Raw genomic sequence first — 21,816 nt, forward strand, 5'->3', positions numbered from 1 at the left:
AACGGCTCCTAAATCTTGAAGAGTTTTGGTTTGTACTTAACGATTAGGTCGAGGAGAACCTTGGTTACGAAAACTGCAGTGAACATGCTGGTCATGATGCCCAGCGACAGGGTAACGGCAAACCCTTTGATGGGGCCGGTTCCGAACTGGAAGAGAACCGCCGCCGCTATAAGGGTTGTAACGTTTGAATCCAGAATTGTTCCCCAGGCCCTTGCAAATCCTGCCTCTACTGCCGAGTAGAGGTTTCTGCCCTTGCGAAGCTCCTCTTTAATCCGCTCAAAGATGATAACGTTCGCGTCTACCGACATTCCGATTGTGAGAATGAAGCCGGCTATACCGGGCAGCGTCAGCGTTGCCCCTATAAGGGCCATCAGGGCCCAGAGGATTATCACGTTCATGAGCAGGGCCGCGTCGGCTGCTATTCCTGCCGTTTTGTAGTAAACGAGCATAAAGAGCATTACAACTATTATGCCCGCTACGCCCGCCTTTATTCCCTTCTCTACCGACTCCTTACCCAGGGAGGGGCCTACGGTGGTCTCTTCCACTATCTTGACCGGTGCAGGAAGGGCTCCCGCCCGCAGGACGATTGCAAGGTCTCTGGCCTCTTGGTAGGTGAACTGTCCCGATATCTGGCCCCTGGCACCTATTTCGCTTCTTATTACCGGTGCCGACTGGACTTTGTTGTCGAGAACTATTGCAAGGCGCGTTCCTATGTGGTGTTTTGTGTAGTTCCTGAAGATTTTTGCTCCCTGGGAGTTTAGAACGAAGCTAACGGCGGGAAGGCCGTTTTCGTCTTGGCTGGGGTAGGCGTCTTTAAGGTAGGCTCCCGTTAGAATGGGCTCTCTTTTGACGAGGAAGAAGTTGTAGGCTACAACTCTTCCCTCTTTGTTCTTTATCTCCTGTAGCAGGAGCTGCTCGTCTTCGGGAACGTTCCCTCCGAACTTTTTAACGAGCTCTTCAAGGTTTTTGACTTTTATAGGCTCTTTCCGCCCCTCCTCTACGAGGAAGAACTTGGGGCCTGTGGGAGAGGGTTCAACTTCTACTGAAGCCCCCGGAGGTACCTTCCCTCCCAGGTTTACTATCATCTGGTTCGGGGACCTGAACTCCGCCACTACCTCTTTAAACTCGAGGTTTGCTACTTTGCCTATGATTTTCTTCGCCCTTTCGGGGTTCTTAACGCCGGGAAGCTCTACTATTATTCTGTCTTTGCCGTTTCTGACGATTACCGGCTCTGCAACCCCCAGCTGGTCTATCCTGTTCCTTATGGTCTCGAGGGCCTGTTCGGCGAGTCTGTCTATCTCTTTGGAAACGTAGGAAGGCTTCAGGCTTAATGTGAGCCTGTTTCCGTTCCGCTTAATTGCAAACATCCTGCCGTAGTCTTCCTTTATCAGCTCTTGTGCCTTCTGGGCGGCATCTGCGGTGAGCATCTCGATTTCTATGGTCGTTCCCTTCCTTACGGCGCTCACAACGGGGAGGTTCTCCTCTTCGAGGCTCCTTTTGATGTCCCTGAGTGCTGCTGAGACTTCGTTCTCGAGGGCTTTTTGTGTCTCTATCTGGAGAACGAGGTGAGTTCCGCCTTTGAGGTCCAGACCCAGGTTTATCGGCTTTGTGAGGGCAACGTAGAGGGAGCCTACAAGAACTGCGAGTATGAAGAGAACCTTCCACTTGAGGTTTTTCATTCTGCTCTCCGTCTCAACTTGGTATCGCCAAATGATACACAATTAGAGGTCTGTGTCGTTTATCTTGAGCCGGAACTTAAACCCTAAGACTTCGGTTGCCCGTCTGCACATCTCCATTCTGGGCTGGAATATAGAGAAGTAGTCGAGGAGGTCGGAGATTTCGGTGTCTATCTTCAGGACGAGCTTCACCACCCTCTTCTCTTTATCCACCTCGAGGTTGCTGAATAGAACGGCGTAGTTGACTCTATCGTGAATGTCCTCCTTTATGTTCCCCTCTTTTCTCACCCGGGTTCTGTGGACGTGGGATTTATCGGCCACAACAAGCGCTGCTGCCACTTCCGTTGCCGGCTCTCCGGTTCCCTCCTCGTGGTTACCTATTGCAAAGGTTATCTCGGTGAGGTGGTCGTCGAGGAATCCTCTGCCCTTGAGCAGTTGGTATGCAAGGATTGCACCGCTCTGGGCGTGGTCGTGGCGGCTCACTATGTGGCCTATGTCGTGTAGGAGCCCTGCAACACCCGCAAGCTCGGCAAGGACTCTGTCTCCAACCGTCTTAAGCAGTAACCACCGGGCTTTGTTTGCCACCCAGCTTACGTGTTTTATGCCGTGGTCGGTGTAGCCCATACGTTTAAGGAAGTAGTCGGCCCGTTCTATGTAGTAGAGGATTCTCTTGTCTTTCATGAGCTCTCTGAAGGTGGGAAATTCAAACTCCACGGATGCTTACCTCTCCGGAAAAGAGTCTCGTTATCTGTCCGTCTCTTTCAACAACGAGTGCTCCGTCTGTGTCTATGCCCAGGGCCCTTGCCCGAAAACGCTCGTTTTCCCGAACTACCACCACTTCCCGCCCTATTAGGGGGCACTCCCTCTCAAACTCCCTTGGGTTGAAGCTTCCCTCTTTGAGCCGGGCGTGAAGCTCTAAAACGTTTTTGTGGAGCGACTTAAGCAGGGTGTTGTAGTTGAATTCTATCCCTTCGGCACTGAGAGAAGTTGCCGGTTTTTCAAGGTTTTGAAGCTCCTCTTTCCCGTAGGAAAGGTTTATGCCGACTCCTACAACCAGCCTGTCCTTCGTTCGCTCAACGAGAATCCCGCTCACCTTCTTACCTTCTATGTAAACGTCGTTTGGCCACTTCAGGTAGAAGCGGTTGTCCAGCTCTTTGAGCGTTTTCAGAACCGCCACGCCGAAAGCCACGCTTACAATTGGCAGGTTTAGCCTCTCGAGAATAAACGAGGCGTACAGCCCCTTTCCGGCCTCAGAGAGCCAGCTTCTTCCCCTTCGGCCCCTGCCTGCCCTCTGCTTTCGGGCCACAACGCAGAGGCCGTGCTTGAAGGGGAGCCTTTTGGCTTCGTCGTTTGTGGAATCTACCTCTTCGAGGAAGACGATTTCCATGGCCAAATTTTATAAAACTCCCTATAATTGCCGCTATGAAGTGGAACGTTGGTAGTTTGCTTAAAAGAGCTTCTGAAATCCTCAAAGAGAGGGGCTCACCCACCCCCAGGCTCGACGCCGAGCTGCTGCTCGTTCACTCCCTCGGCCTGAAGGGCAGGGTAGAGCTCTACACCCAGTTCGACAGACCCCTTACCGACGACGAGGTGGAGCGTTACAGGCAGCTTATAGTGAGGCGGGCCAAGGGGGAGCCCGTAGCCTACATAACCGGGAAGAAGGAGTTCTACGGCTTTGAGTTCCTTGTAGATAGGGGAGTTCTGGTTCCCCGGCCGGAGACCGAGCTCCTGGTAGACGTTGCCCTTTCCTACCTAAAGGGGAAACAGGGAAAAACGGTTGTTGACGTTGGCACCGGCTCCGGCTGCGTAATCCTTACCCTGTGTAAACTCCTTGGAGACGCTAACCGCTACTACGGTGTTGACCTTTCACCCAAGGCTTTGGAGGTAGCCGAGAAGAACAGGGAGAGGCTCGGCTGCTCCGTGACCTTCCTCAGGAGCAACCTCCTTGAAGCTGTAGACTTCCCCGTGGATGCCGTTGTGGCAAACCTCCCCTACGTTCCCGTTGGCGATAAGAGGCTCCACAAGTGGGTTCTGAAGTATGAGCCGGCCATGGCCCTTTTCGGCGGAAAAGACGGCCTTGAGCTCATAGAGCGGCTTATCGTTCAGGCAAAGGAGAAGATTAACCCTAAGGGGTTCATAGCCCTTGAGGTTGGAGAGGGCCAGGCCGATAGGGTAAAATCTCTCCTTGAAACCGCCGGCTTCCTGAACGTCAAGTCTTTTCGCGACCTTTCCGGGATTGAGCGCGTAGTTGTCGGGGAGAAGAATGGAGAGTGAAGAGAAGTTCATCATAAGAGGAGGCAGGGAGTTAAGGGGAACGGTTAAGGTCTCCGGCTCGAAGAACGCCTCTCTGCCGATAATTTTTGCCTCTATCCTTACCGGCTCCCTTACCCTCCACAACGTTCCGAGGTTAACAGACGTTTTTACCGCCTGCAAACTCCTTGAGGCTATGGGTTTTCACACCTCGTTTTCGGGGAATACCCTTAAGGTATCCTTCTCGGGGGACCTCAACCCCGTTGCCCCCTACGAGCTGGTTATAGCCATGAGGGCCTCTATTCTCACCCTCGGTCCGCTCCTTGCCCGCTACGGCAGGGGGAAGGTGTTCCTGCCGGGAGGGTGTGCAATAGGCGTGAGGCCGGTAGACCTGCACCTTAAGGGGCTGTCCCGTTTGGGGGCCGATATTAAGGTCTACCACGGCTTTATAGTGGGAGAGGTTAAGGGAAGGCTCAAGGGGGCCGAGATATACTTTGACTTCCCGACAGTTGGCGGAACAGAAAACGTTCTGATGGCGGCGGTTCTTGCCGAAGGGAAAACGGTTATCCGTAACGCCGCGAAAGAGCCGGAGATTGTTGACCTCGCAAGGGCTTTAAAGAGGGCCGGAGCAGTTATAGAGGGAGAGGGAACGGACGTCATAGAGGTTTGGGGTGTTGATGAGCTCTCTCCCTTTGAGTATACGGTTATGCCCGACAGGATAGAGGCGGGCACTTTTATGTCGGCGGTTGCCGCCGCCGGAGGAGACGTTGTGATAGAGGATTTCCCCTCTTACGCCCTCAAGGCGGTTGTGGATAAATTTTCCGAGGCCGGCCTTGTTGTAGAGGAGCTCCCCGGCTCGAAAGTGAGGGTTGTAAAGAGGGAGCGCCTCAGGGGAACCGACATAGTGACCCAGCCTTACCCGGGCTTTCCCACCGACATGCAGGCCCAGTTTATGGCCGCCATGTGCCTTGCAGAGGGGGATTCTGTAATCAGGGAGACTATCTTCGAGAACCGTTTTATGCACGTTCCCGAGCTTCAGCGCCTTGGAGCCAACCTTAAGGTAGACGGCAACACCGTTTTTGTCCGCGGCGTTGAGGAGCTGGTGGGGGCGAAAGTTACTGCAACAGACCTTCGGGCAAGCGCTTCACTGGTTATAGCCGGCCTTGCTGCCAAAAACACTACCGAAGTTTATAAAATTTGCCACCTCGACAGGGGCTACGAGCAGATGGAGGTGAAGCTCCGGGCCCTCGGGGCCGACATCGAGAGGGTTAAAGAGAAGGAGGAGCAGTTTGGAGAAGGTAACGTTTGCCCTTCCTAAAGGGAGGCTCTTAAAAGAGGCGGTTGACTTCCTCTCCTCTGTGGGGATAGATGCATCTGAAGTCTTAACTCAAACGAGAAAGCTCATATTTGAGTGGGAGGGCTACAGGTTTCTGCTTGTGAAGCCTATGGACGTTCCCACCTACGTTTACTACGCGGCGGCCGACCTCGGAATAGCCGGAAAAGACGTTATAGAAGAAAAAGGTTACGACCTCTACGAGCCCTTCGACCTGGGCTTTGGGGCCTGCAGGCTCTCCGTTGCCGAGCCGGTAAACGCCCCCGAGCCCTACGACCTTGAGAAGCTCTCCTATATAAGGGTTGCAACCAAATATCCCAGGATAACCGATGCCTACTTCAGGAGTAAGGGGATTCACCCGGAGATAATAACCCTCTACGGCTCTGTAGAGCTTGCCCCCCTTGTGGGTCTTACAGACAGAATAGTTGACCTCGTTCAGACCGGTAACACACTAAAAGCCAACGGCCTTAAAGAGGTAGACACAATACTCCACTCGACCGCCAGACTCATAGTGAACAAGGCGAGCCTGAAGACCAAGTACTCCCTCATAAAGCCGATTCTCGATAGGGTGAAAGGGAAGCTCCTTACTCAAAAATAACGGTTTTATTGTCGTAAACGAGCACCTTATTCTCAAGGTGCCACTTTACCGCCCTTGCAAGAACGAGCTTCTCAAGGTCTCGCCCCTTCCTTATCATATCCTCCACGCTGTCCCGGTGGGTGACCCTTACAACGTCCTGCTCTATTATGGGGCCCTGGTCGAGCTCCTCAGTTACGTAGTGGCTCGTTGCCCCGATTATCTTCACCCCCCTTTCGTAGGCCCTGTGGTACGGCTTTGCGCCTACAAAGGCCGGTAGGAACGAGTGGTGGATGTTTATTATCCTGTTCCTGAACCTGTTGACGAACCGGTCGCTTAAAATCTGCATGTAACGGGCAAGGACTATTAGGTCTATCCCCTCCCTTTCGAGTATCTCTATCTCCCTTTCCTCGGCTTCCCGCTTGTTCTCCCTGCTTTTGGGCGAGTAGACAAACGGAACCCCGAACATCTCAACAACGGGCTGAAGGTCCCTGTGGTTACTGATAACGGTAACGAGCTCTCCTTTTAGCTCTCCCGCTTTAAACCGGTAGAGCAGCTCGTAGAGGCAGTGGTCGTACTTTGAAACAAATATCGCCACCCGCTTCACCTCGGAGCTGAAGTGAAGCTGGTAGTTCATCTTAAACTGCTGGGCTATCGGCCTGAAGGCCTTCTCTATTTCGCCTTTCGGAATCTTGAAGCCCGAAAGGTCCCACTCAATCCTCATGAAGAAGATGCTCTTCTGGAAGTCTATGTGCTGGTCGGCGTGAAGGATGTTGCCTCCGTTCCTTGCGATAAACCCGGTGACCTCGGCAAGAATCCCCTTCCTGTCGGGGCACGAGATGAGCAGCGTTGCGGTTTCAGCCATCTCCTACTCCACGGTTACACTTTTGGCCAAGTTCCTGGGCTGGTCTACGTCGTATCCGAGGAAGTCTGCAATGTAGTACGCGAGTAATTGTAAAGGAATTACGTTGAGCACGGGAGAGAGCAATGGGTGCGTTTCGGGAACCTCTATTTTGAAGTCTGCAAGTTTACTTACGGCAGAGTCTCCCGGGTTCACCACTGCAACAACTCTTCCCTTTCTCGCCTTAACCTCCTCTATGTTAGACAGTACCTTCTCATAAACCGGTGACTTTGTTGCCAAGAACACCGCCGGAACCGTTTCATCGATTAGGGCTATGGGCCCGTGCTTCATCTCCCCTGCCGGGTACCCTTCTGCGTGGATATAGCTAATCTCCTTCAGCTTTAAAGCCCCTTCAAGGGCTATGGGGTAATTTACGTGTCTGCCCAAGTACAGGGCGTTTTTTGCCCTGTAGAGCTTCAGCGCTATCTCCTTTACCCTCTCTTCCTCCTTTTCCCTGTTGAGGAAGGCTTCCGCCTTCGATGGAATGGACATTAGCTCCTTAAACAGGGAGTCAAACTCCCTTTGACCGAGCTTACCCCTTCTCCTTCCGAAGCAAAGGGCAAGGAGGAGTAAAACGGTTAACTGAGTTGTGAAGGCCTTGGTGGAGGCTACGCTGATTTCGGGACCCGCGTAGGTGTAGATTACGGTATCTGCCTCCCTCGTTGCCGTTGAGCCGATGACGTTGCATATCGTCAGTACTTTCGCTCCCCTCTCCTTGGCAAGCCTCATCGCCGCAAGTGTATCGGCCGTTTCCCCCGACTGGGTAATTGAAATCACCAGGTCCCGGTTCTTAACTATCGGGTCCCTGTAGCGAAACTCCGAGGCGTAATCTACCTCCGTCGGGATTTTTGCCAAGTTCTCAAAGAGGAACTTCCCTATGAGGCCGGCGTGGTAGGAAGTCCCGCACGCTACTACCGTTATCCTCTCTACCTCTTCCGGCTCTATGCCCTCTACCTTCCCGCTCTCAAACCACTGGAGGTTCCCGCTTATGGTGTCTGCAATCGCTCGGGGCTGCTCGTTTATCTCCTTAAGCATAAAGTGTTTGTAGCCGCCCTTCTCTGCCTGTGCCAGCGACCAAGGTATCTTTACCGCCTCTTTCTTAACGGGCTCTCCGTTGAATGTGAAAACCTCTACAGAGCTTCTGTCTATAACCGCGGCTTCAAAGTCGTTCAGGAATATGGCCCTGTCTGTATAGGCGAGGAAAGCCGGAACGTCGGAGGCCACGAAGTTCTCCTCCTCTCCTAAACCTATAACCAGGGGGCTGTCCTTCCTGGCTACGAATATCTTGGTCGGCTCTTGGGTTGTTATAACCGCCAGGGCAAATGAACCCTTTAGCCTGCTGAGGGCATTAAGGAAGGCCCTCTTGAACACTTTTTCCCTTTTAAGCTCCTCCTCTATGAGGTGGACTACCACTTCGCTATCTGTCTCGGAGCGGAAAGTGTGGCCGAGCTCTGCCAGCTCCCTCTTAAGCTCTTGGTAGTTCTCTATTATTCCGTTGTGGACGAGGGCTATCCTGCCGTCGCAGCTCAGGTGGGGATGGGCGTTAAGGTCTGTGGGGCTGCCGTGGGTTGCCCACCTTGTGTGGCCTATGCCCGTTGTGGCGCGTAGGTTCAGGGGTCTGAGCTCCCTCTCGAGCTCTCTGATTTTCCCCTTCTTTTTGAACACCTGGATTCTGCTGTCTACTATCAGGGCTATACCGGCAGAGTCGTACCCTCTGTACTCAAGCCTTTTAAGGCCGTCTATGAGTACGTACTCTGCTATTCTATCGCCTGTATATCCTACGATTCCGCACATTTTGGCCTCTTCTGTCGGTGGTTTAAATTGTTCTGTAGTATAGCAACCTGACTTTGGAGGTGGAATTTGGAATCACTTGATTACCTGTGTGAAGACACCATAGCCGCCATCTCTACGCCGATAGGTAAGGGAGCTATAGGTATTGTCAGGATTTCGGGCAAAGACGCCCTTACCATCCTGAGGAGGCTCTTTAGGACTAAGGGCGGCAAGGAGAAGCTCGAGTTTGAGGACCGAAAAATGTACTACGGCCTTGTTGTTGACAGGTTCGGAGAGCCCATAGATGAGGTTCTTGCCGTTTACATGAAAGCACCTAAAACCTTTACGGGTGAGGATGTTGTTGAGCTTCACGTCCACGGCGGCATAGTAGTGGTCAGAAAAGTTCTCCGGGAGGTCCTCGCCTGCGGGGCAAGGCTTGCAAAGCCCGGTGAGTTTACCATGAGGGCCTTCATCCACGGCAAAATAGACCTCGTTCAGGCCGAAGCTATAAACCAGCTTATAGAGGCAACGAGCGAGCTTTCGGCAAAGGTTGCACTTGAGCAGCTTGAGGGGAAGCTCTCTAAGAGAATCAAGGAGCTTCAGACCCGCCTCCTCGAGCTTAAAGCCGTTATAGAGGCGGCTGTTGACTTCCCCGACGAAGAGGTGGAGATAATAGAGTCCCACCGCATTAAGGAGCACCTTCGCGGGCTCATCGATGAACTTGAAAAACTCATACAAACTTACAGAGAGGGACGCTACATCCGGGAGGGGATAAAAGTCGCAATAGTCGGCAGGCCAAACGTAGGCAAGTCCTCGCTCCTCAACGCGATACTCCAGGAAGAGAGGGCAATAGTAACCGAAATACCCGGAACCACAAGGGACGTTATAGAGGAGACGGTAACCTTCAAAGGGCTTCCCGTAAGGCTCCTCGATACCGCAGGCATAAGAGAGTCGGCCGACGTTGTAGAGAGAATAGGAATAGAGAAGAGCCTTAAAAGCCTAAAAGAAGCCGATGTTGTCCTCTTTGTCCTCGACGGCTCCGAAGGCCTCACCGAAGAGGACCTTAAAATAGCCTCTCTCCTTAACAGGAAAGACAACGTAATCGCCGTTATAAACAAAGCTGACCTCGCTCTCAAACTCACCTGCGAGCAGCTAAAAGAGACCCTTGGCGTTGGCCGTTGTGTGATTATAAGCGCAAAAGAAGGTAAAGGGATAGACGAGCTTGCCTCTGCCATGATGGAGCTCCTTCTCCTTGAACCCGAATCTCTGCTCGGGGGGGATGAAGTTCTCATAACCAGCGAGCGCCACAGGGAGCTCTTGGAGAGGGCGAAGACCTCCCTCGAAAAAGCTTTAAACAGCCTTAATCTTGGCTACGAGTCTCCTGAGTTCCTCTCGATGGATATAGACGATGCCCTTAAAGCCCTCGGTGAAATTGTGGGAGAAGTGACAACCGAGGATATGTTTGATATCATCTTCTCCCGATTTTGCATAGGAAAGTGATGAGGAGTTATGGGTAGGAGAAGCGGTAAACTTCAGGTTATAGTCATAAAGGACGAGCTCGGTAACTACCTGAGCTTCAAACTCTCGAAGCGCTTCCTCTTTTCCTCTGTTCTCCTTCTGCTTGCCGCTCTTTGCGGCCTTGCCGCTTACTCCGTATATGCCTTTAAAGAGCTTTCCCGCCTTCAAGAGAGCAGGCAGGCCCTCTCCTCTAAGGTGAAAAACCTTGAATCAAAACTCGCAATTGTACAGGCCCAGAGGGAGCGCCTTAAGGAACGGGTTGCCCAGCTTGAAAAAGAGCGGGTAAAAACGGTTGAGGCCCTTGCCGAGAGGGTAAAGCAGATAGACGCCCTTATGAAGGAGGTAGGGGTAGACTACCCCAAATCCTCCGGGGAGGGCGGCGTTTCCCTGCCCCTCGACTCCCTTCTAACGAGCGGCGTTGTTCCCTTTAAAGACCTTGTGGGCGGAGTAGATGCGCTCATAAAAGACCTTAAAGACACTCCCCTCGGCTACCCTACAGAGGGGCGTATAACCTCTAAGTTCGGCCTTCGCAGGAATCCGGTAACCGGAGCCCTTGAGTTTCACCTCGGTGTGGATATAGCCAACAGGTGGGGCACCCCCGTTAGGGCCACCGCCGACGGTGTTGTTGTTAGGGCCGGCTGGTGCGGCCTTATGGGGCGTTGCGTAGAGATTAAGCACGGCAGCGGAATATACACCTACTACGGCCACCTCTCGAAGATTACCGTTTTTAAGGGAGAGCACGTTAGCAGGGGTATGATTATCGGGATTATGGGAAGCTCCGGCAGGAGTACAGGTCCTCACCTGCACTACTCGGTCAGGATAGACGGAAAGCTTGTAAATCCACTACCCTTTATGGAGGCAGGCCTTGCTGGGAAAGGGAAAAAAGGATGACCTTGAGAACCAAGAGATTAAGAGTATCCTTGCAGAGGGCCTGAGAGTAGAGGGGAACGTTAAGGCTCAAGGGAAAATCCGGATAGATGGCCAGATAACTGGCGATGTGGAAGGGGAGTTTATCCTCTTCGGGAAAAGCGCTTCTGTAAAGGGGAATGTCTCTGCCAAGAAGGTTGTTCTCATGGGAACTGTAGAGGGAGACCTCATAGTGGACTCCCTTGAGCTTAAGTCAACGGCCAGGGTAAAAGGCAACCTTACCGTTAAGGAGCTCACCGTTGAACCGGGAGCCTCTATGGAGGGCTCGGTAAGGAGCGGCTCTTTTCTCTCTCAGAGCTCCAAGGAGAAGTAGCCCGAGGCTTCCGTTACTATTACCGGCTCTCCCTTCAGGTATTCGGCGAGCTTCTTAAAGGAGCAACCCTTTTTGACGAAAATCGCCCTTCCCCCCTTTTTAAGCCCTTTGGGCTTTATCCCTTCTACTCTAAAGTAGCCCTTCCCTTTGAGGGATATGTAGCCGGTTGTGTAGTCGGGGTCGTCGGAGATGCACAGTTCCCCCAAAACGTCCGGGTGGTGTAGAACCTTTGTAGATAGCACAAGTGCCTCTGCGAAGTTCTCGGTGAACTTATCTCCGGCGAGCCTTTGAAGCTCCCTTCTCAGCTCCTCTGTTCCGTCCAGCATAGAGGCCCTTACACCTTTGAACCTGTCTTCCTCGAGCCTTCTCCCTTCCGGGACCTCTATAACGGCTGCTCCCCTCATTACAGAGCCGTTAGGTGCCGGGCCTTTAAGGAGCAGTTTGTAGGTTTTAACTACCAGCTCTTCCGGGATAAGCGGGTAAGAGAGCCTCCTCAGAACCTCTTCTACTGGCAGTCTACTTCTCACCTCAAAAACGGGCAGGGCTTTCAGTTTCAAGGGCTCTTTCTTCAGCTTTTCAACCTTGACGTTTATAAAGTCGGCTTCCCCCCTTGAGTGGTGCTTTGCCCTTCTCAGCAGCTCTAAAACGGTTTGCTCAACCTCCTCTTCTTTCACTATTCTCTCGGCTCCCGATATGTGGACTCCCCCCTTAGAGCTTCTCATCTTCACGCTGAACAGGGCCATTTAACTCCACCTTCAGAGGGTTTCTGAACCACAGGTCGTTTTGGGGAAAAGGAATCTCTACGCCGTGGGCCTCAAACAGCTTCTTTATCCTCTCGTGGACCTGACTCCTTGCTCCGTAGGCGAGGTCTTTATTCTCCACGTAGTAAATTAGCTTGAAGAGCAGGGCGCTGTCTCCAAAGTTTATGAAGTAGACCGAAGGCGGCGGGTCCTTTAAGATTCCTTTTACCCCTTTTGTCGCCTCTATCAGGAGCTTCTTAACCAGCTCAACGTCTGAGCCGTAGGCCACGCCTACCTCAACCGAGTCTTTAACTTTGGGCTCTGGGTAGAGGGCGTTCTCTATTACCCCTTCTGTGAGCTTCGAGTTGGGAACGGTTATAAGGTTGTTCCCCGTTATCGTTATTATCTGGGTGGTTCTCAGCCCTATGTCGTAAACGTAGCCTTCAACGTCTATATCCCTTATGTAAACTCTGTCCCCTATTCTGAACTGCCTGTCTGTAACCAGCAGAATTCCCGAGATGAAGTTCTTAATCGTGTCCTTTGCCGCAAGGCCCACTGCCAAGGAGCCCACTCCCAACGATGTTACCAGTGAGGTTACGTTAAAGCCGAGCCTGTCGAGAACGGCAATTACGGCTACTATCACAACGAAAACGTTGATGATTTTGGAAATCATCGAGTAGTAGGTGTCTACAAGGGGCCTCTCTGAAGGTGTGACCTTCTTCTTAACTCCCTGGGCAAAAGCCTCGAAGGCAAGGTCGAGCAGTTTCGTCGCTATTACGGTTGCAACCGCAACGTAGAGTATGAAGAAAACGAGGTTTACAACCTTTAAGAGCTGCTGCGGCAGGTTGAGTTGTATAACAGCACCGTTGAGGAACAGCAGAGAGAGGAAGTAGGAGACCCACCGGGATACCCTGATTACGGTCTTTTCCTTCTTAGAGAGCCTTCCGTCCCTTAGGGCCGCCTTTAAGAGGAGCTTCGTTATGAGCTTCTGGCTCCACAGGGATACAACCGACAGGAACAGGAACACTGCCGCCAGGGTGTACTCAACCTTAACCCACGGAACAGCCTTAGAGACCGCCTCGTTAACGGCTTCTTTAAAAGCTCCCAGGCCGTTCATCACAGCTCCTTATTGGTTAAAACGAACGTAACGGGGCCGTCGTTCACGAGGTGGACCTTCATGTCGGCGCCGAATATGCCGGTTTCAACCTCTACCCCCTCCTCCCGACACTTCTCCACAAACAGGTTGAACATCTCTTCCGCTTTTGCCGGCTCTTCAGAGGACTGAAAGCTTGGCCTTCTGCCCTTCTTACAGTCGGCGGCAAGGGTGAAGTTGGGAACGGCTAAAACCTTACCCCCTATGTCCTTAACCGAGAGGTTCATCTTGCCCGAACCGTCTTCAAATATCCTCAGGTTCACCACCTTTTTCGCCATTTTATCTACGTAGGACTTTAAATCTCCCTTCTCAAACCCTATGAGAACCACTACTCCCTGCTCTATCTCCCCTACGGTTTCACCGGACACCACAACTTTTGCGTTTAGAACCCTTTGGACGCACGCCTTCATCTTCTACCCCGCACTCCACAGGTGTTTTACTCCCTCAACTACGAACTGAGAGCCGAGGGCCCCTACAAACAGGCCGAAGACCCTAACGGTGACCCCTATGCCCGTGGGGCCCACTTTTCTTGCCAGCAGGCTGGCCTTCTCAAGAGTAAAGTATATTACTGCTACCGTTAAAACCACGGCGGCTACAAGCTGGGCAAGCTGGGAGGCGCTCTGAACCTCCTCCCTAAAGATTAAAAGCGTTGTAAAGGTTCCGGGCCCGAACAGTATCGGGATACCTATGGGGATTACCGCTATCTCGTCCTTCTCCTGCAGGGCCTCCTCTTCCCTCTTTGTGTGTTTCGTTTTGGGAGGGTTGGCCTGTAACATCTGAAAGGCCATGCTGAGCAGTATGAGGCCGCCGAATATCTTAATGCTGTATATGTTCACCCCCATTATCTTTAAAAGCCCCTGGCCGAAGAGCAGCGTAACGAAGGAGGCCACCAAAACCGTTGCAGAGGCTTTAAAGGCCACCCGTTTAATCTCCTCTTCCTCTCCCGGCAGTAGGGTGGCAACCATTACCGCTGCGAATATCGGGTCAACAATCACAAGGAGGGAGATTAGGTACTTAAAAAGCTCCAACTCTCCTCCAGAGGAAGTCCAGTAGTGTGAAGAAGAAGACCGTAAGGGATATGTAACCGTTTAGGTTGAAGAAGGCGTAGCCTATTTTACTCCTGTCCCTTGCCACTATTATGTGCTCTTTAACCATTAGGGCGGCCGAAATTGCAAGTCCTATGTAGTAAAGGGGGCCCATGCCCTCCTTTACCCCCACGTATATCAGGCCGGCCAGGGTGAGCACGTGAAACAGCCTCGACAGCAGCAGGGCCTTTTCTACCCCCAGCCTTGCCGGTATGGAGTAGAGCCCCTCCTTTCTATCGAACTCTACGTCTTGAATGGCGTATATAACGTCGAACCCGGCAACCCACAGGCCTACCGAGGCCGAAAGCACCAGTGCCGTGGAGTCTACCGTTCCTTTAACCGCTATCCACGCTCCCAGGGGTGCAAGGGCTATTGCAATGCCGAGAACTATGTGGCACAGGCTCGTAAACCGTTTTGTAAAGGAGTAGAGCGTCAGCACCCCTATTGCAACGGGGGAGAGCTTCAAGGCCAACGGGTTGAGCTTGTAAGCCGCAAACACCATAATGGCAAATCCCGCCACCGCCAGTAGGAGGGCTTCCCACTTCCCTACAACGCCCCTCGGGATGTGCCTGTTTGCCGTTCTGGGGTTTTTGGCGTCTATATCGGCGTCTATAAGCCTGTTCAGGCTCATTGCCGCGGTTCTCGCCCCGAACAGGGCCACCGATATCCAAAGCAGCTGCCTTAGGGAGGGGAACCCCTTTGCGGCAAGTAGGGCGGCTGTAAGGGCAAACGGCAGGGCAAAAACGGTGTGTTCAACCTTTATAAGCTCAAGGTAGTTCTTTGCCTTCTCCGCCAAGCTACCCATTTACAAGCTCCCTGCAGTAGCCTGCGTGGGGGAAGACGTAGTCGGGGTGAAGCTCTTTCGGTATTTCTGCGAGAACCTCTTGGGTCGGGTACTTGCCGCTGAGGACGAATACCGTTTTAAAGCCTGCGACCTTTTTCCCCTCTGCAAGGTCTGTAAACGGGTCGTCACTTACCATGTAAACCTTTTTGGGGTCGGAGATTCCCAGAAGCTCAAAAGCCTTCTTGAAATACTCCTTAGAGGGTTTACCGAAAGAGGTAACAGGCCTGTTTGAGGCGTAAGAGATGGCCGTTGCTATGGCGCCTACGCTCGGGCCCACCAGGCCGTCGGGGTCGAGTATCAGCCTGTTCATGTGGAACGAAAAGAGCTTCGCTCCGTTCTTAACAACCGCCGAAGTTGCCGTTTTCAGCTTCCCGTAGTTTATCTCTCTGTCCCTGCCTACAACCACGGCGTCTACTTTATGGTCTTCCCTTACCTCAAAACCCTCTTCCCGGAAGAACTCTTTAACTTTATCGGTTCCGAGGAAGTAGATGGACTTTACCCCTTCCCTCTTTAAAAAGAGACTTGCAAGGAGCGACGGAGAGAGGATTTTCTCCCGTGTAACGGGGAATCCCTTCTCCCTGAGAATCTCCGCAAGTACCGTGGGCTTCTCGGTAGAGTTGTTGGTTGCCACCAGCCACGGAATCTTCCTCTCTTCAAGCTCTTTAACGAACTCCAGGGCTTCGGGAATTGGCGTATAGCTCTTATCCTTCACCAAAGTCCCTTCAAGGTCCAGGAGAAATCCCACCATCACTTACCCCATACGCTCCTTGAGATGATTGCTGCGCCGATTATATCACCGAGAACGTTAACAGCCGTTCTGCACCTGTCGAGGAACCAGTCTATTGCCAGGATTATCCCTATTCCCTCAAGGGGAACGCCTATAGACTTTAAAACGAGCACCATCGTAACGAGTCCCGCCTCCGGGATGCCTGCGGCTCCTATTGCCGCAAGGGTTGCCGTGAGGAAAACGGCCAAGTACTGGGGGAGCGACAGCTCGATTCCGTAGCTCTGGGCGAGGAATATTGCGGCAACGGCCTCGTACAGTGCGGTTCCGTCCATATTAACGGTTGCTCCTAAAGGGAGGGTAAACTCGGCTACCTCCCTCTTTACCCCGGCCTCAACGGCCCTCTCGATTGTTACCGGCAGGGTTGCCGAAGATGAGGCTGTTGCAAAAGCGGTTATAAGGGCCTCCTTTACTCTAAGGAGCAGCTTGTAAGGGTTCTCCCGGGTTACCACAAAGTAGATGAGGGGAAGGGTGATGAAACCGTGGACGGCAAGCCCCAGCAGGACGGTTGCCGTATACTTGCCGAGCGACTTTAAAACGGGCACTACGGCCTGGGCCCCTCCCATTGCCGCTACCTTATAGGCTATCAGGGCAAATATTCCTACCGGGGCGAGCCTCACTATCCAGCCTGTAAGCCTCATCAACACCGTGTCGAGCTCTTCGAGCACCTGTTTGAGGAGAAGCTCCCTCTCCCACTCTACCGATATTGCCGCAAGGGAAAAGAGCATTGTGGCAACAATTACGCCGAGCACGTTAAAGTTTACGAGAGCCTCAAACAGGTTCGGAGGAACGAGGGAAGTTACAAGGCTCTCCAGCGAGAACCCGGCCTTTTTAACCTCAACCGCTCCTGCTGCCAGTTTTACCCCCTCTCCGGGTTTTAAGAGGATAACCACCGCCAACCCGGTTGCAACTGCCAGGGCCGTAGTGGTTGTGTAGTAAACAAGAGCCCTCAGGCCTATCGAGCGAAACCGCTCTAAGGTTTCCATGTTTAAAACGGCGTTGGCTATAGAGACCACAATCAGCGGCAGAACAACCATCTTCAGTGCGTTCAGAAAGAGCTCGCCTACAACCTTAACCTTTAGACCCGCTTGGGGGAAAAGACCCCCTACCAGAAATCCTGCCACTACGCCTGCCACCATAGCCGCAACAAACCTACCCTTCAACTCATCCTCCTGCCCTTTGTGCTCTCAATAAATCTAAGACCCCCTTCACACGGAGCGGGTCGGGTCTATAATCCACTATCTAAAACTACCTTACGAGTCAGGAGAGGAAGATGGGATTCAACTGCGGAATAGTGGGTCTGCCCAACGTGGGGAAGTCTACCCTTTTTAACGCCCTTACGAGTTCGGCCAAGGCCGAGTCTGCAAACTACCCCTTCTGTACCATTGAGCCCAACGTGGGGATAGTAGAGGTCCCTGACGAGAGGCTCTACAAAATTGCCGAGGTGGTAAAACCCAAAAAGGTTACACCCACAACCATAGAGTTCGTTGATATAGCCGGCCTTGTGAAAGGGGCAAGTAAAGGGGAAGGTTTGGGTAATCAGTTTCTCGCCAACATTAGGGGTGTAGATGCCATAGCCCACGTTGTCCGCTGCTTTGCAGACGACAACGTTGTTCACGTGGACGGCTCTGTAGACCCTATCAGGGACATAGAGACAATAAACCTTGAGCTGGTTTTAAAAGACCTTGAGAGCGTTGAGAGGCGTATCCAAAAGGTTGCCAAGCAGGCAAAGAGCGGCGATAAAAAGTTGAAGGCCGAGCTTGAAGCCCTTGAGCGTATAAAGGCCATACTGGAGGCCGGCGAGAGGGTTTACCCTCACCTTAAAGAGCTCGACGAAGAGGGCAAAAAGGTGGTGAAGGAGCTTGCCCTCTTAACAGCCAAGCCGGTGATGTACGTTGCCAACGTAGATGAAGAGGCCCTCTTTGAGGACAACGAGTTTGTCCGTCAGGTGAAAGAGTTTGCTGCCAAGGAGGGGGCTCCCGTTGTGAAGATATGTGCAAAGGTAGAGGCAGAGCTCGCCGAGCTCGAGCCGGAGGAGAGGAAAGAGTTCTTAAAGGAGCTCGGCCTTAAGGAGCCCGGACTTAACGCCGTTATACGGGAAGGTTACAGGCTTTTAGACCTTATAACCTTTTTCACCGCCGGTGAGCAGGAGGTTAGGGCCTGGACCGTTAAGAGGGGGACCAAGGCTCCTCAGGCGGCCGGGAAGATTCACTCCGACATAGAGAGGGGATTTATCAGGGCGGAAGTTATACGCTACGAAGACCTCATAAGGGAGGGCTCCATTCAGGCCTGTAAGGAGAAGGGCCTTATGCGCCTTGAGGGTAAAGATTACGAAGTTCAAGACGGAGATGTAATCTACTTCAGGTTCAACGTATGAAGTTCAGGGCTTTTGTCCTTAAAAGCGCGTATCTCGGTAAGGGCCTGCGGGTCCTTACCGTTTACGGGGAGAAGGTGGGGAGTCACTCTTTAATCGTTAAGGTCCCAAAAGAGGAGTTTCCTTTAAAGTACGAGCCCTTCTCTCTAACCTTTTTCTCTGTGAAGGAGTTGGGCGAAAAGAGGGAGGTTGTTGGGGCCAGGTTGATACGCTCCCACTTCCCCTCTTCTGTTGCCCAGTTTAAATACCGCTTTAAGCTGACGGGGCTGCTGGTCGGGAAGCAGCTTCCGTGGGAGGAGAGGCTCTTTAAGCTCCTTGAGAGCTACCTTCCGATAACTTCTGACTTTAAACTGGCCTACCTGATGTTCCTTCTGAAGTTTACCTACATAGAGGGGCTCTACCCGGTTTTGAACAGGTGCGTTGTTTGCGGTTCCTTCTCCTTTAACGCCTTTTCCCTTAAAGAGGGCGGTGTTGTGTGTGAGCGCTGTGCCTCCGGGGGAGAGCTCCCCTGGAGTTACAGGGACTCAAAGCTTGCCCTCAGGCTGACGAAGCTCCCTTTTAAGGAAGCCAAAGGGCTTCACCTTCCCGGTGAAGGTTACCGCAGGCTCGTGTCCGCTTTTGAAAAACACCTGGCTCAGAGGACCCAATGATAGAGCTCATAGGGGCCAACGCAGGTGCCGGGAAAACAACCGAGATAGTATCCCGTTACGTTGAGTTTATCAGGCAAAAGTTTTCCGTTGATGAGGTTGTTCTGACTACCTTCACTGAAGCTGCGGCCGCTCAGCTGAGGGACAGGGTCAAGCTGGCCCTGATTGAGGAGATTTCCTCTTGCGTTAATGATGAAGGGACTAAAGAGCACCTTGAGACCCAACTTCTCTACCTACCTACGGCCCCGATAGGAACCATTCACTCGTTCTGTTTTGAGCTTCTGCGCCGTTTCGGTGTTTCAAAGGGGCTCATCTCCCTGGAGGCGAGGCTTGCCTCTCCCATAGAGGTTGCAGAGCTTGCAGAGAGGGCTGTTGAGTCTGCCGTTGAGGAGGTTTACTCTGCGGATTCTGAAGGGTTTAGGAAGCTCCTTACCGCAATAGACCCCAACGGTCTTGAGGGTCTTTTAACCGTTGAGCGTTTCCTGAAGGAAGTTATCCACCACAGAACCCGTTTCCCTTTTGTCCATACGGTCTCCCCGGAGGAGTTTTTTGAAAAGGCCGGAAGGGAGTTTAAGTACATCTACAGGGAGGTTTTCGGTAGTAAAAACACCCTCGTGAAAGAGCTTCTCAAAGGCTTTAAAAGCCTAAAACTCGGCTCTTTTGAACTCTCCCGCAACCAGGTTAAGAAGAGGAAAAAGCTTGAGGTTGAAAAGGTAAAACTTTTACACGAGCTTCTCGTTAAAGCCCTTGCCCGCTACGATGAACTCCTTAAGGAAAACGAGCTTCTGGACTACAACTCCCTGCTCATAAAGGCTGAAAAACTCGTGAGGGAAGCCCCGAGCGAGGTTCTCTCAAGCTACAGAGTCTTCATTATAGATGAGTTTCAAGACACAGACCCAATCCAGTGGCGCATAATCGAAACCCTCTACGAAGCTTCACAGAGAGGCGGGAGCGAGATTTCCGTTCTCCTCGTGGGAGACCCGAAGCAGTCCATATACCGTTTCCGCTCGGCCGACGTTAACCTCTGGAACAGGGTTAAGGAGTGGGTGAAGGAGAAGGGAGGGAAAGTTACCGAGAAAACCGAAAACTACCGCTCCGGGCGGAAACTTCTGGAGTTCTTTAACACCGTGTTTAAAGAGCTCTACCGAAAAACCACCTCCCACCCGGCGGAGCTCGACTTTGTCCCCTTTAGACCCTCTGAGAGAACAGCGGAAGGGGGGCAGGTAGAGGTTATCCCCATCAAAAGCCTCTCCTCTTACGGCCTTGCCCCCTTTGTTAGGTACGCGGTTTCTAAGCTTAAACCTTACGCCGAGCGGGGAACGGCGGCGGTTATTGCAAGGAGCTGGTCAGCCCTTGTTCCCTTTGCCCGTTACCTTAAAGAGAACGGCATTCCCTTCACCTACCTCTCCTCAAGCCCCTACCGCTCAGAGGCCTTCGAGGAGCTTCTAAACCTTCTGAAGTTCACTCTCAACCCCAACGACTACACCTCCCTTTTCTTCCTCCTCACCTCCCGCTTTTTGGGACTCACCCACCCCGAAGCCCTCGATCTTGTAGAGGAGGTAAAAGAGGAGGGCGAATCCCCATTACTCCGCTACAAGCTCTTCAGAGAGCTTAAAGACTTCCGCTCACAGCTGAAAGAGAGGAGCGTTCACCCTTACTCCCTCCAAATCTACTCCCTCCTTTTGAGGCTGGGCTACCTTTCCGCCCTCCGCCTCTCCGACCCCGACTCCTTCTCCTCGCTCCTTGACCTGCTGTGGGAAATCCACACCGTGGAAACCGTAGAGAGCTTCACCTTCGAGGAGCTCGTCCACTACCTTGAGGGTCTGGGAGGTGACTCGGCCTCTTCGGCCGCCCGGGTTCCGGAAAGGGGCTTCGTTCTTACCACAATCCACAGCTCTAAGGGCCTTGAGTTCAATGCCGTTGCAGTTGTTCCCTGGGATAAACCTCGCCCCTCTTACAGCCGCTTCACCTACTCAAACATCGGTTACGCCGTTAAGCTCCACGCCCCCCGTTACGACTTCTCCGAGGAAGAAGAACACCTTAAGCCCTTCTACAACTGGTGCGCTTCCCCTTACTTCTTCTACCTGCAGAAGCTCAACGACTTCCTCAACCGCTTAGAGGAAAAAAACCTCTTCTACGTTGCCCTTACGCGGGCAAAGGAGGCCCTTATCCTCGGCTTGAAGGAGCGAGGTAAAGGGAAGTTCTCCACGGGCTCCATCACCTTCGACTCTTCGCTCCTAAAGGGTTACCTAAAGCAGCTTCCAGAAAACCCTCCCGCTGTTCGACCGGACCGGAGCTTTGTCCCGAAGCTCCTTCCCGAGCCCAGCGTTAACCACATCAAAATTAGAAGGCCCAGCGACCACGCCGACCCTGAAGAGCTCTCCACAAAAGAGAACCCTCACCTGCCCAACGGAACGTCTCCCACCGAGTACGGCGACGCCGCCCACGCCCTCTGCGAGGCCTTCCTTAAAGGTGCCGACATCGATAGGGCCGTTAACTACGCCCTCGGCCACGTTTTAAACCCCACCCCATCCCTTGAGGAGCGCCTGAGGGAGCTCTACAGGAAGCTCTCCTCCAACAACCCCTTCCCCTTAGAGGGCTCCATTCGCTTCGAAACTGAACTTCCCCTTCTGTTCTACTCCGAAGATTCAATCCTGAGGGGCAGGGCAGACCTTGTCTTCTTTAAGGAGGGAGGCTCTGTAGAGGTGTGGGACTTTAAAACCGGCCTTAAGGAGGAGGCCAAGCTGAAGCTCTACAGGGAGCAGCTTACCGCCTACGCCGACGTTTTCCGTCGGGCCGGCTACACCGTAAATAGGCTGGTCCTCCTCTTCCTCGACGAGCCCCCTGACGTCTGGCTGGAGCAGTTTGAACCTTGACAAAACAGTGGTATATTTTATTCTTAAATTCCGATTAACTGTGGAGGAGCG

At 52.7% G+C, this 21,816-nt stretch carries 21 protein-coding genes; 9 read left to right on the forward strand and 12 right to left on the reverse strand.

Going from position 1 to position 21,816, the window contains the following annotated elements:
- Positions 1-8: 8 nt before the first annotated feature.
- The 3 genes from secD to THEAM_RS04150 are packed head-to-tail and all read right to left on the reverse strand — an operon-like array spanning position 9 to position 3,063.
- The gene (gene secD, locus THEAM_RS04140) at positions 9-1,679 is read right to left on the reverse strand and encodes a protein translocase subunit SecD (RefSeq protein WP_013537573.1); all 1,671 of its coding nucleotides are present in this window, start codon (positions 1,677-1,679) and stop codon (positions 9-11) included.
- A 42-nt stretch (positions 1,680-1,721) separates the two neighbouring features.
- On the reverse strand, positions 1,722-2,390 hold the full coding sequence (locus THEAM_RS04145) for an HD domain-containing protein (RefSeq protein ID WP_013537574.1): 669 nt from the start codon (positions 2,388-2,390) through the stop codon (positions 1,722-1,724).
- The gene (locus tag THEAM_RS04150; RefSeq protein WP_013537575.1) at positions 2,380-3,063 is read right to left on the reverse strand and encodes a biotin--[acetyl-CoA-carboxylase] ligase; all 684 of its coding nucleotides are present in this window, start codon (positions 3,061-3,063) and stop codon (positions 2,380-2,382) included. Before THEAM_RS04150 ends, THEAM_RS04145 begins: the two co-directional genes overlap by 11 nt.
- 35 nt (positions 3,064-3,098) lie before the next feature.
- Here THEAM_RS04150 and prmC point away from each other — a divergent pair, with 35 nt between their 5' ends.
- Genes prmC through hisG form a run of 3 tightly spaced genes read left to right on the forward strand, consistent with a single transcriptional unit; the run spans position 3,099 to position 5,857 of the window.
- On the forward strand, positions 3,099-3,950 hold the full coding sequence (gene prmC / locus THEAM_RS04155; RefSeq protein WP_013537576.1) for a peptide chain release factor N(5)-glutamine methyltransferase: 852 nt from the start codon (positions 3,099-3,101) through the stop codon (positions 3,948-3,950).
- On the forward strand, positions 3,940-5,244 hold the full coding sequence (gene murA, locus THEAM_RS04160; protein WP_013537577.1) for a UDP-N-acetylglucosamine 1-carboxyvinyltransferase: 1,305 nt from the start codon (positions 3,940-3,942) through the stop codon (positions 5,242-5,244). Before prmC ends, murA begins: the two co-directional genes overlap by 11 nt.
- Positions 5,216-5,857 carry an ATP phosphoribosyltransferase gene (gene hisG, locus THEAM_RS04165; RefSeq protein WP_013537578.1) on the forward strand — a complete coding sequence of 214 codons (642 nt, stop codon included), beginning with the start codon at positions 5,216-5,218 and terminating at the stop codon, positions 5,855-5,857. Before murA ends, hisG begins: the two co-directional genes overlap by 29 nt.
- Here the strand turns inward: hisG and purU are convergent.
- Both purU and glmS read right to left on the reverse strand, forming a co-directional pair.
- A complete protein-coding gene (gene purU, locus THEAM_RS04170) occupies positions 5,844-6,698 on the reverse strand; it encodes a formyltetrahydrofolate deformylase (RefSeq protein ID WP_013537579.1) in 855 nt (284 codons plus the stop codon). The genes hisG and purU overlap by 14 nt on opposite strands.
- A gap of 3 nt (positions 6,699-6,701) precedes the next feature.
- A complete protein-coding gene (gene glmS, locus THEAM_RS04175; protein ID WP_013537580.1) occupies positions 6,702-8,528 on the reverse strand; it encodes a glutamine--fructose-6-phosphate transaminase (isomerizing) in 1,827 nt (608 codons plus the stop codon).
- A 66-nt stretch (positions 8,529-8,594) separates the two neighbouring features.
- Between glmS and mnmE the strand changes: the two genes are divergently transcribed.
- Genes mnmE through THEAM_RS04190 form a run of 3 tightly spaced genes read left to right on the forward strand, consistent with a single transcriptional unit; the run spans position 8,595 to position 11,262 of the window.
- Complete coding sequence (gene mnmE / locus THEAM_RS04180) at positions 8,595-10,004, forward strand: tRNA uridine-5-carboxymethylaminomethyl(34) synthesis GTPase MnmE (protein ID WP_013537581.1); 1,410 nt, start codon at positions 8,595-8,597, stop codon at positions 10,002-10,004.
- A 9-nt stretch (positions 10,005-10,013) separates the two neighbouring features.
- Positions 10,014-10,913, forward strand: coding sequence for a peptidoglycan DD-metalloendopeptidase family protein (locus tag THEAM_RS09765; protein ID WP_013537582.1), 900 nt, complete (start codon positions 10,014-10,016; stop codon positions 10,911-10,913).
- Positions 10,888-11,262, forward strand: coding sequence for a bactofilin family protein (locus THEAM_RS04190; RefSeq protein WP_013537583.1), 375 nt, complete (start codon positions 10,888-10,890; stop codon positions 11,260-11,262). Before THEAM_RS09765 ends, THEAM_RS04190 begins: the two co-directional genes overlap by 26 nt.
- On the opposite strand, the gene THEAM_RS04195 is transcribed toward THEAM_RS04190, so the two are convergent.
- The 7 genes from THEAM_RS04195 to THEAM_RS04225 are packed head-to-tail and all read right to left on the reverse strand — an operon-like array spanning position 11,241 to position 17,031.
- A complete protein-coding gene (locus tag THEAM_RS04195) occupies positions 11,241-12,005 on the reverse strand; it encodes a 6-carboxyhexanoate--CoA ligase (protein ID WP_013537584.1) in 765 nt (254 codons plus the stop codon). The two genes, THEAM_RS04190 and THEAM_RS04195, sit on opposite strands and share 22 nt — an antisense overlap.
- On the reverse strand, positions 11,971-13,119 hold the full coding sequence (locus THEAM_RS09445) for a mechanosensitive ion channel family protein (protein ID WP_013537585.1): 1,149 nt from the start codon (positions 13,117-13,119) through the stop codon (positions 11,971-11,973). Before THEAM_RS09445 ends, THEAM_RS04195 begins: the two co-directional genes overlap by 35 nt.
- Positions 13,119-13,565, reverse strand: coding sequence for a D-aminoacyl-tRNA deacylase (dtd, locus tag THEAM_RS04205; RefSeq protein ID WP_013537586.1), 447 nt, complete (start codon positions 13,563-13,565; stop codon positions 13,119-13,121). Before dtd ends, THEAM_RS09445 begins: the two co-directional genes overlap by 1 nt.
- 3 nt (positions 13,566-13,568) lie before the next feature.
- A complete protein-coding gene (locus tag THEAM_RS04210; RefSeq protein WP_013537587.1) occupies positions 13,569-14,183 on the reverse strand; it encodes a MarC family protein in 615 nt (204 codons plus the stop codon).
- The gene (locus tag THEAM_RS04215; RefSeq protein ID WP_013537588.1) at positions 14,170-15,045 is read right to left on the reverse strand and encodes a UbiA-like polyprenyltransferase; all 876 of its coding nucleotides are present in this window, start codon (positions 15,043-15,045) and stop codon (positions 14,170-14,172) included. Before THEAM_RS04215 ends, THEAM_RS04210 begins: the two co-directional genes overlap by 14 nt.
- Positions 15,038-15,832, reverse strand: a complete 795-nt coding sequence (locus THEAM_RS04220) for an HAD-IIA family hydrolase (protein ID WP_013537589.1) — start codon at positions 15,830-15,832, stop codon at positions 15,038-15,040. Before THEAM_RS04220 ends, THEAM_RS04215 begins: the two co-directional genes overlap by 8 nt.
- Entirely contained in the window at positions 15,832-17,031 is a 1,200-nt protein-coding gene (locus THEAM_RS04225) for a dicarboxylate/amino acid:cation symporter (protein WP_013537590.1), read from the reverse strand. Before THEAM_RS04225 ends, THEAM_RS04220 begins: the two co-directional genes overlap by 1 nt.
- Before the next feature lie 110 nt (positions 17,032-17,141).
- On the opposite strand from THEAM_RS04225, the gene ychF reads away from it, so the two are divergent.
- The 3 genes from ychF to THEAM_RS04240 are packed head-to-tail and all read left to right on the forward strand — an operon-like array spanning position 17,142 to position 21,765.
- A complete protein-coding gene (gene ychF / locus THEAM_RS04230; protein ID WP_013537591.1) occupies positions 17,142-18,245 on the forward strand; it encodes a redox-regulated ATPase YchF in 1,104 nt (367 codons plus the stop codon).
- Positions 18,242-18,892 (forward strand): DNA repair protein RecO, encoded by a 651-nt coding sequence (gene recO, locus THEAM_RS04235; RefSeq protein ID WP_013537592.1) that lies wholly within the window; start codon positions 18,242-18,244, stop codon positions 18,890-18,892. The genes ychF and recO overlap by 4 nt, the downstream gene beginning before the upstream one ends.
- Positions 18,889-21,765 carry a UvrD-helicase domain-containing protein gene (locus THEAM_RS04240; RefSeq protein WP_013537593.1) on the forward strand — a complete coding sequence of 959 codons (2,877 nt, stop codon included), beginning with the start codon at positions 18,889-18,891 and terminating at the stop codon, positions 21,763-21,765. The genes recO and THEAM_RS04240 overlap by 4 nt, the downstream gene beginning before the upstream one ends.
- Positions 21,766-21,816: the final 51 nt, after the last annotated feature.

This window comes from Thermovibrio ammonificans HB-1 (genome assembly GCF_000185805.1).
Lineage (GTDB): Bacteria > Aquificota > Aquificia > Desulfurobacteriales > Desulfurobacteriaceae > Thermovibrio > Thermovibrio ammonificans.

Excerpts from the sequence above, each read along its gene's own strand:
- THEAM_RS09445 (WP_013537585.1), bottom strand. The coding sequence starts at position 13,119 with ATGAACGGCCTGGGAGCTTTTAAAGAAGCCGTTAACGAGGCGGTCTCT.
- THEAM_RS04240 (WP_013537593.1), top strand. The coding sequence starts at position 18,889 with ATGATAGAGCTCATAGGGGCCAACGCAGGTGCCGGGAAAACAACCGAG.
- THEAM_RS09765 (WP_013537582.1), top strand. The coding sequence starts at position 10,014 with ATGGGTAGGAGAAGCGGTAAACTTCAGGTTATAGTCATAAAGGACGAG.
- murA (WP_013537577.1), top strand. The coding sequence starts at position 3,940 with ATGGAGAGTGAAGAGAAGTTCATCATAAGAGGAGGCAGGGAGTTAAGG.
- secD (WP_013537573.1), bottom strand. The coding sequence starts at position 1,679 with ATGAAAAACCTCAAGTGGAAGGTTCTCTTCATACTCGCAGTTCTTGTA.
- recO (WP_013537592.1), top strand. The coding sequence starts at position 18,242 with ATGAAGTTCAGGGCTTTTGTCCTTAAAAGCGCGTATCTCGGTAAGGGC.
- ychF (WP_013537591.1), top strand. The coding sequence starts at position 17,142 with ATGGGATTCAACTGCGGAATAGTGGGTCTGCCCAACGTGGGGAAGTCT.
- THEAM_RS04150 (WP_013537575.1), bottom strand. The coding sequence starts at position 3,063 with ATGGAAATCGTCTTCCTCGAAGAGGTAGATTCCACAAACGACGAAGCC.
- purU (WP_013537579.1), bottom strand. The coding sequence starts at position 6,698 with ATGGCTGAAACCGCAACGCTGCTCATCTCGTGCCCCGACAGGAAGGGG.
- THEAM_RS04195 (WP_013537584.1), bottom strand. The coding sequence starts at position 12,005 with ATGGCCCTGTTCAGCGTGAAGATGAGAAGCTCTAAGGGGGGAGTCCAC.
- THEAM_RS04220 (WP_013537589.1), bottom strand. The coding sequence starts at position 15,832 with ATGGTGGGATTTCTCCTGGACCTTGAAGGGACTTTGGTGAAGGATAAG.
- glmS (WP_013537580.1), bottom strand. The coding sequence starts at position 8,528 with ATGTGCGGAATCGTAGGATATACAGGCGATAGAATAGCAGAGTACGTA.
- prmC (WP_013537576.1), top strand. The coding sequence starts at position 3,099 with ATGAAGTGGAACGTTGGTAGTTTGCTTAAAAGAGCTTCTGAAATCCTC.
- THEAM_RS04215 (WP_013537588.1), bottom strand. The coding sequence starts at position 15,045 with ATGGGTAGCTTGGCGGAGAAGGCAAAGAACTACCTTGAGCTTATAAAG.
- dtd (WP_013537586.1), bottom strand. The coding sequence starts at position 13,565 with ATGAAGGCGTGCGTCCAAAGGGTTCTAAACGCAAAAGTTGTGGTGTCC.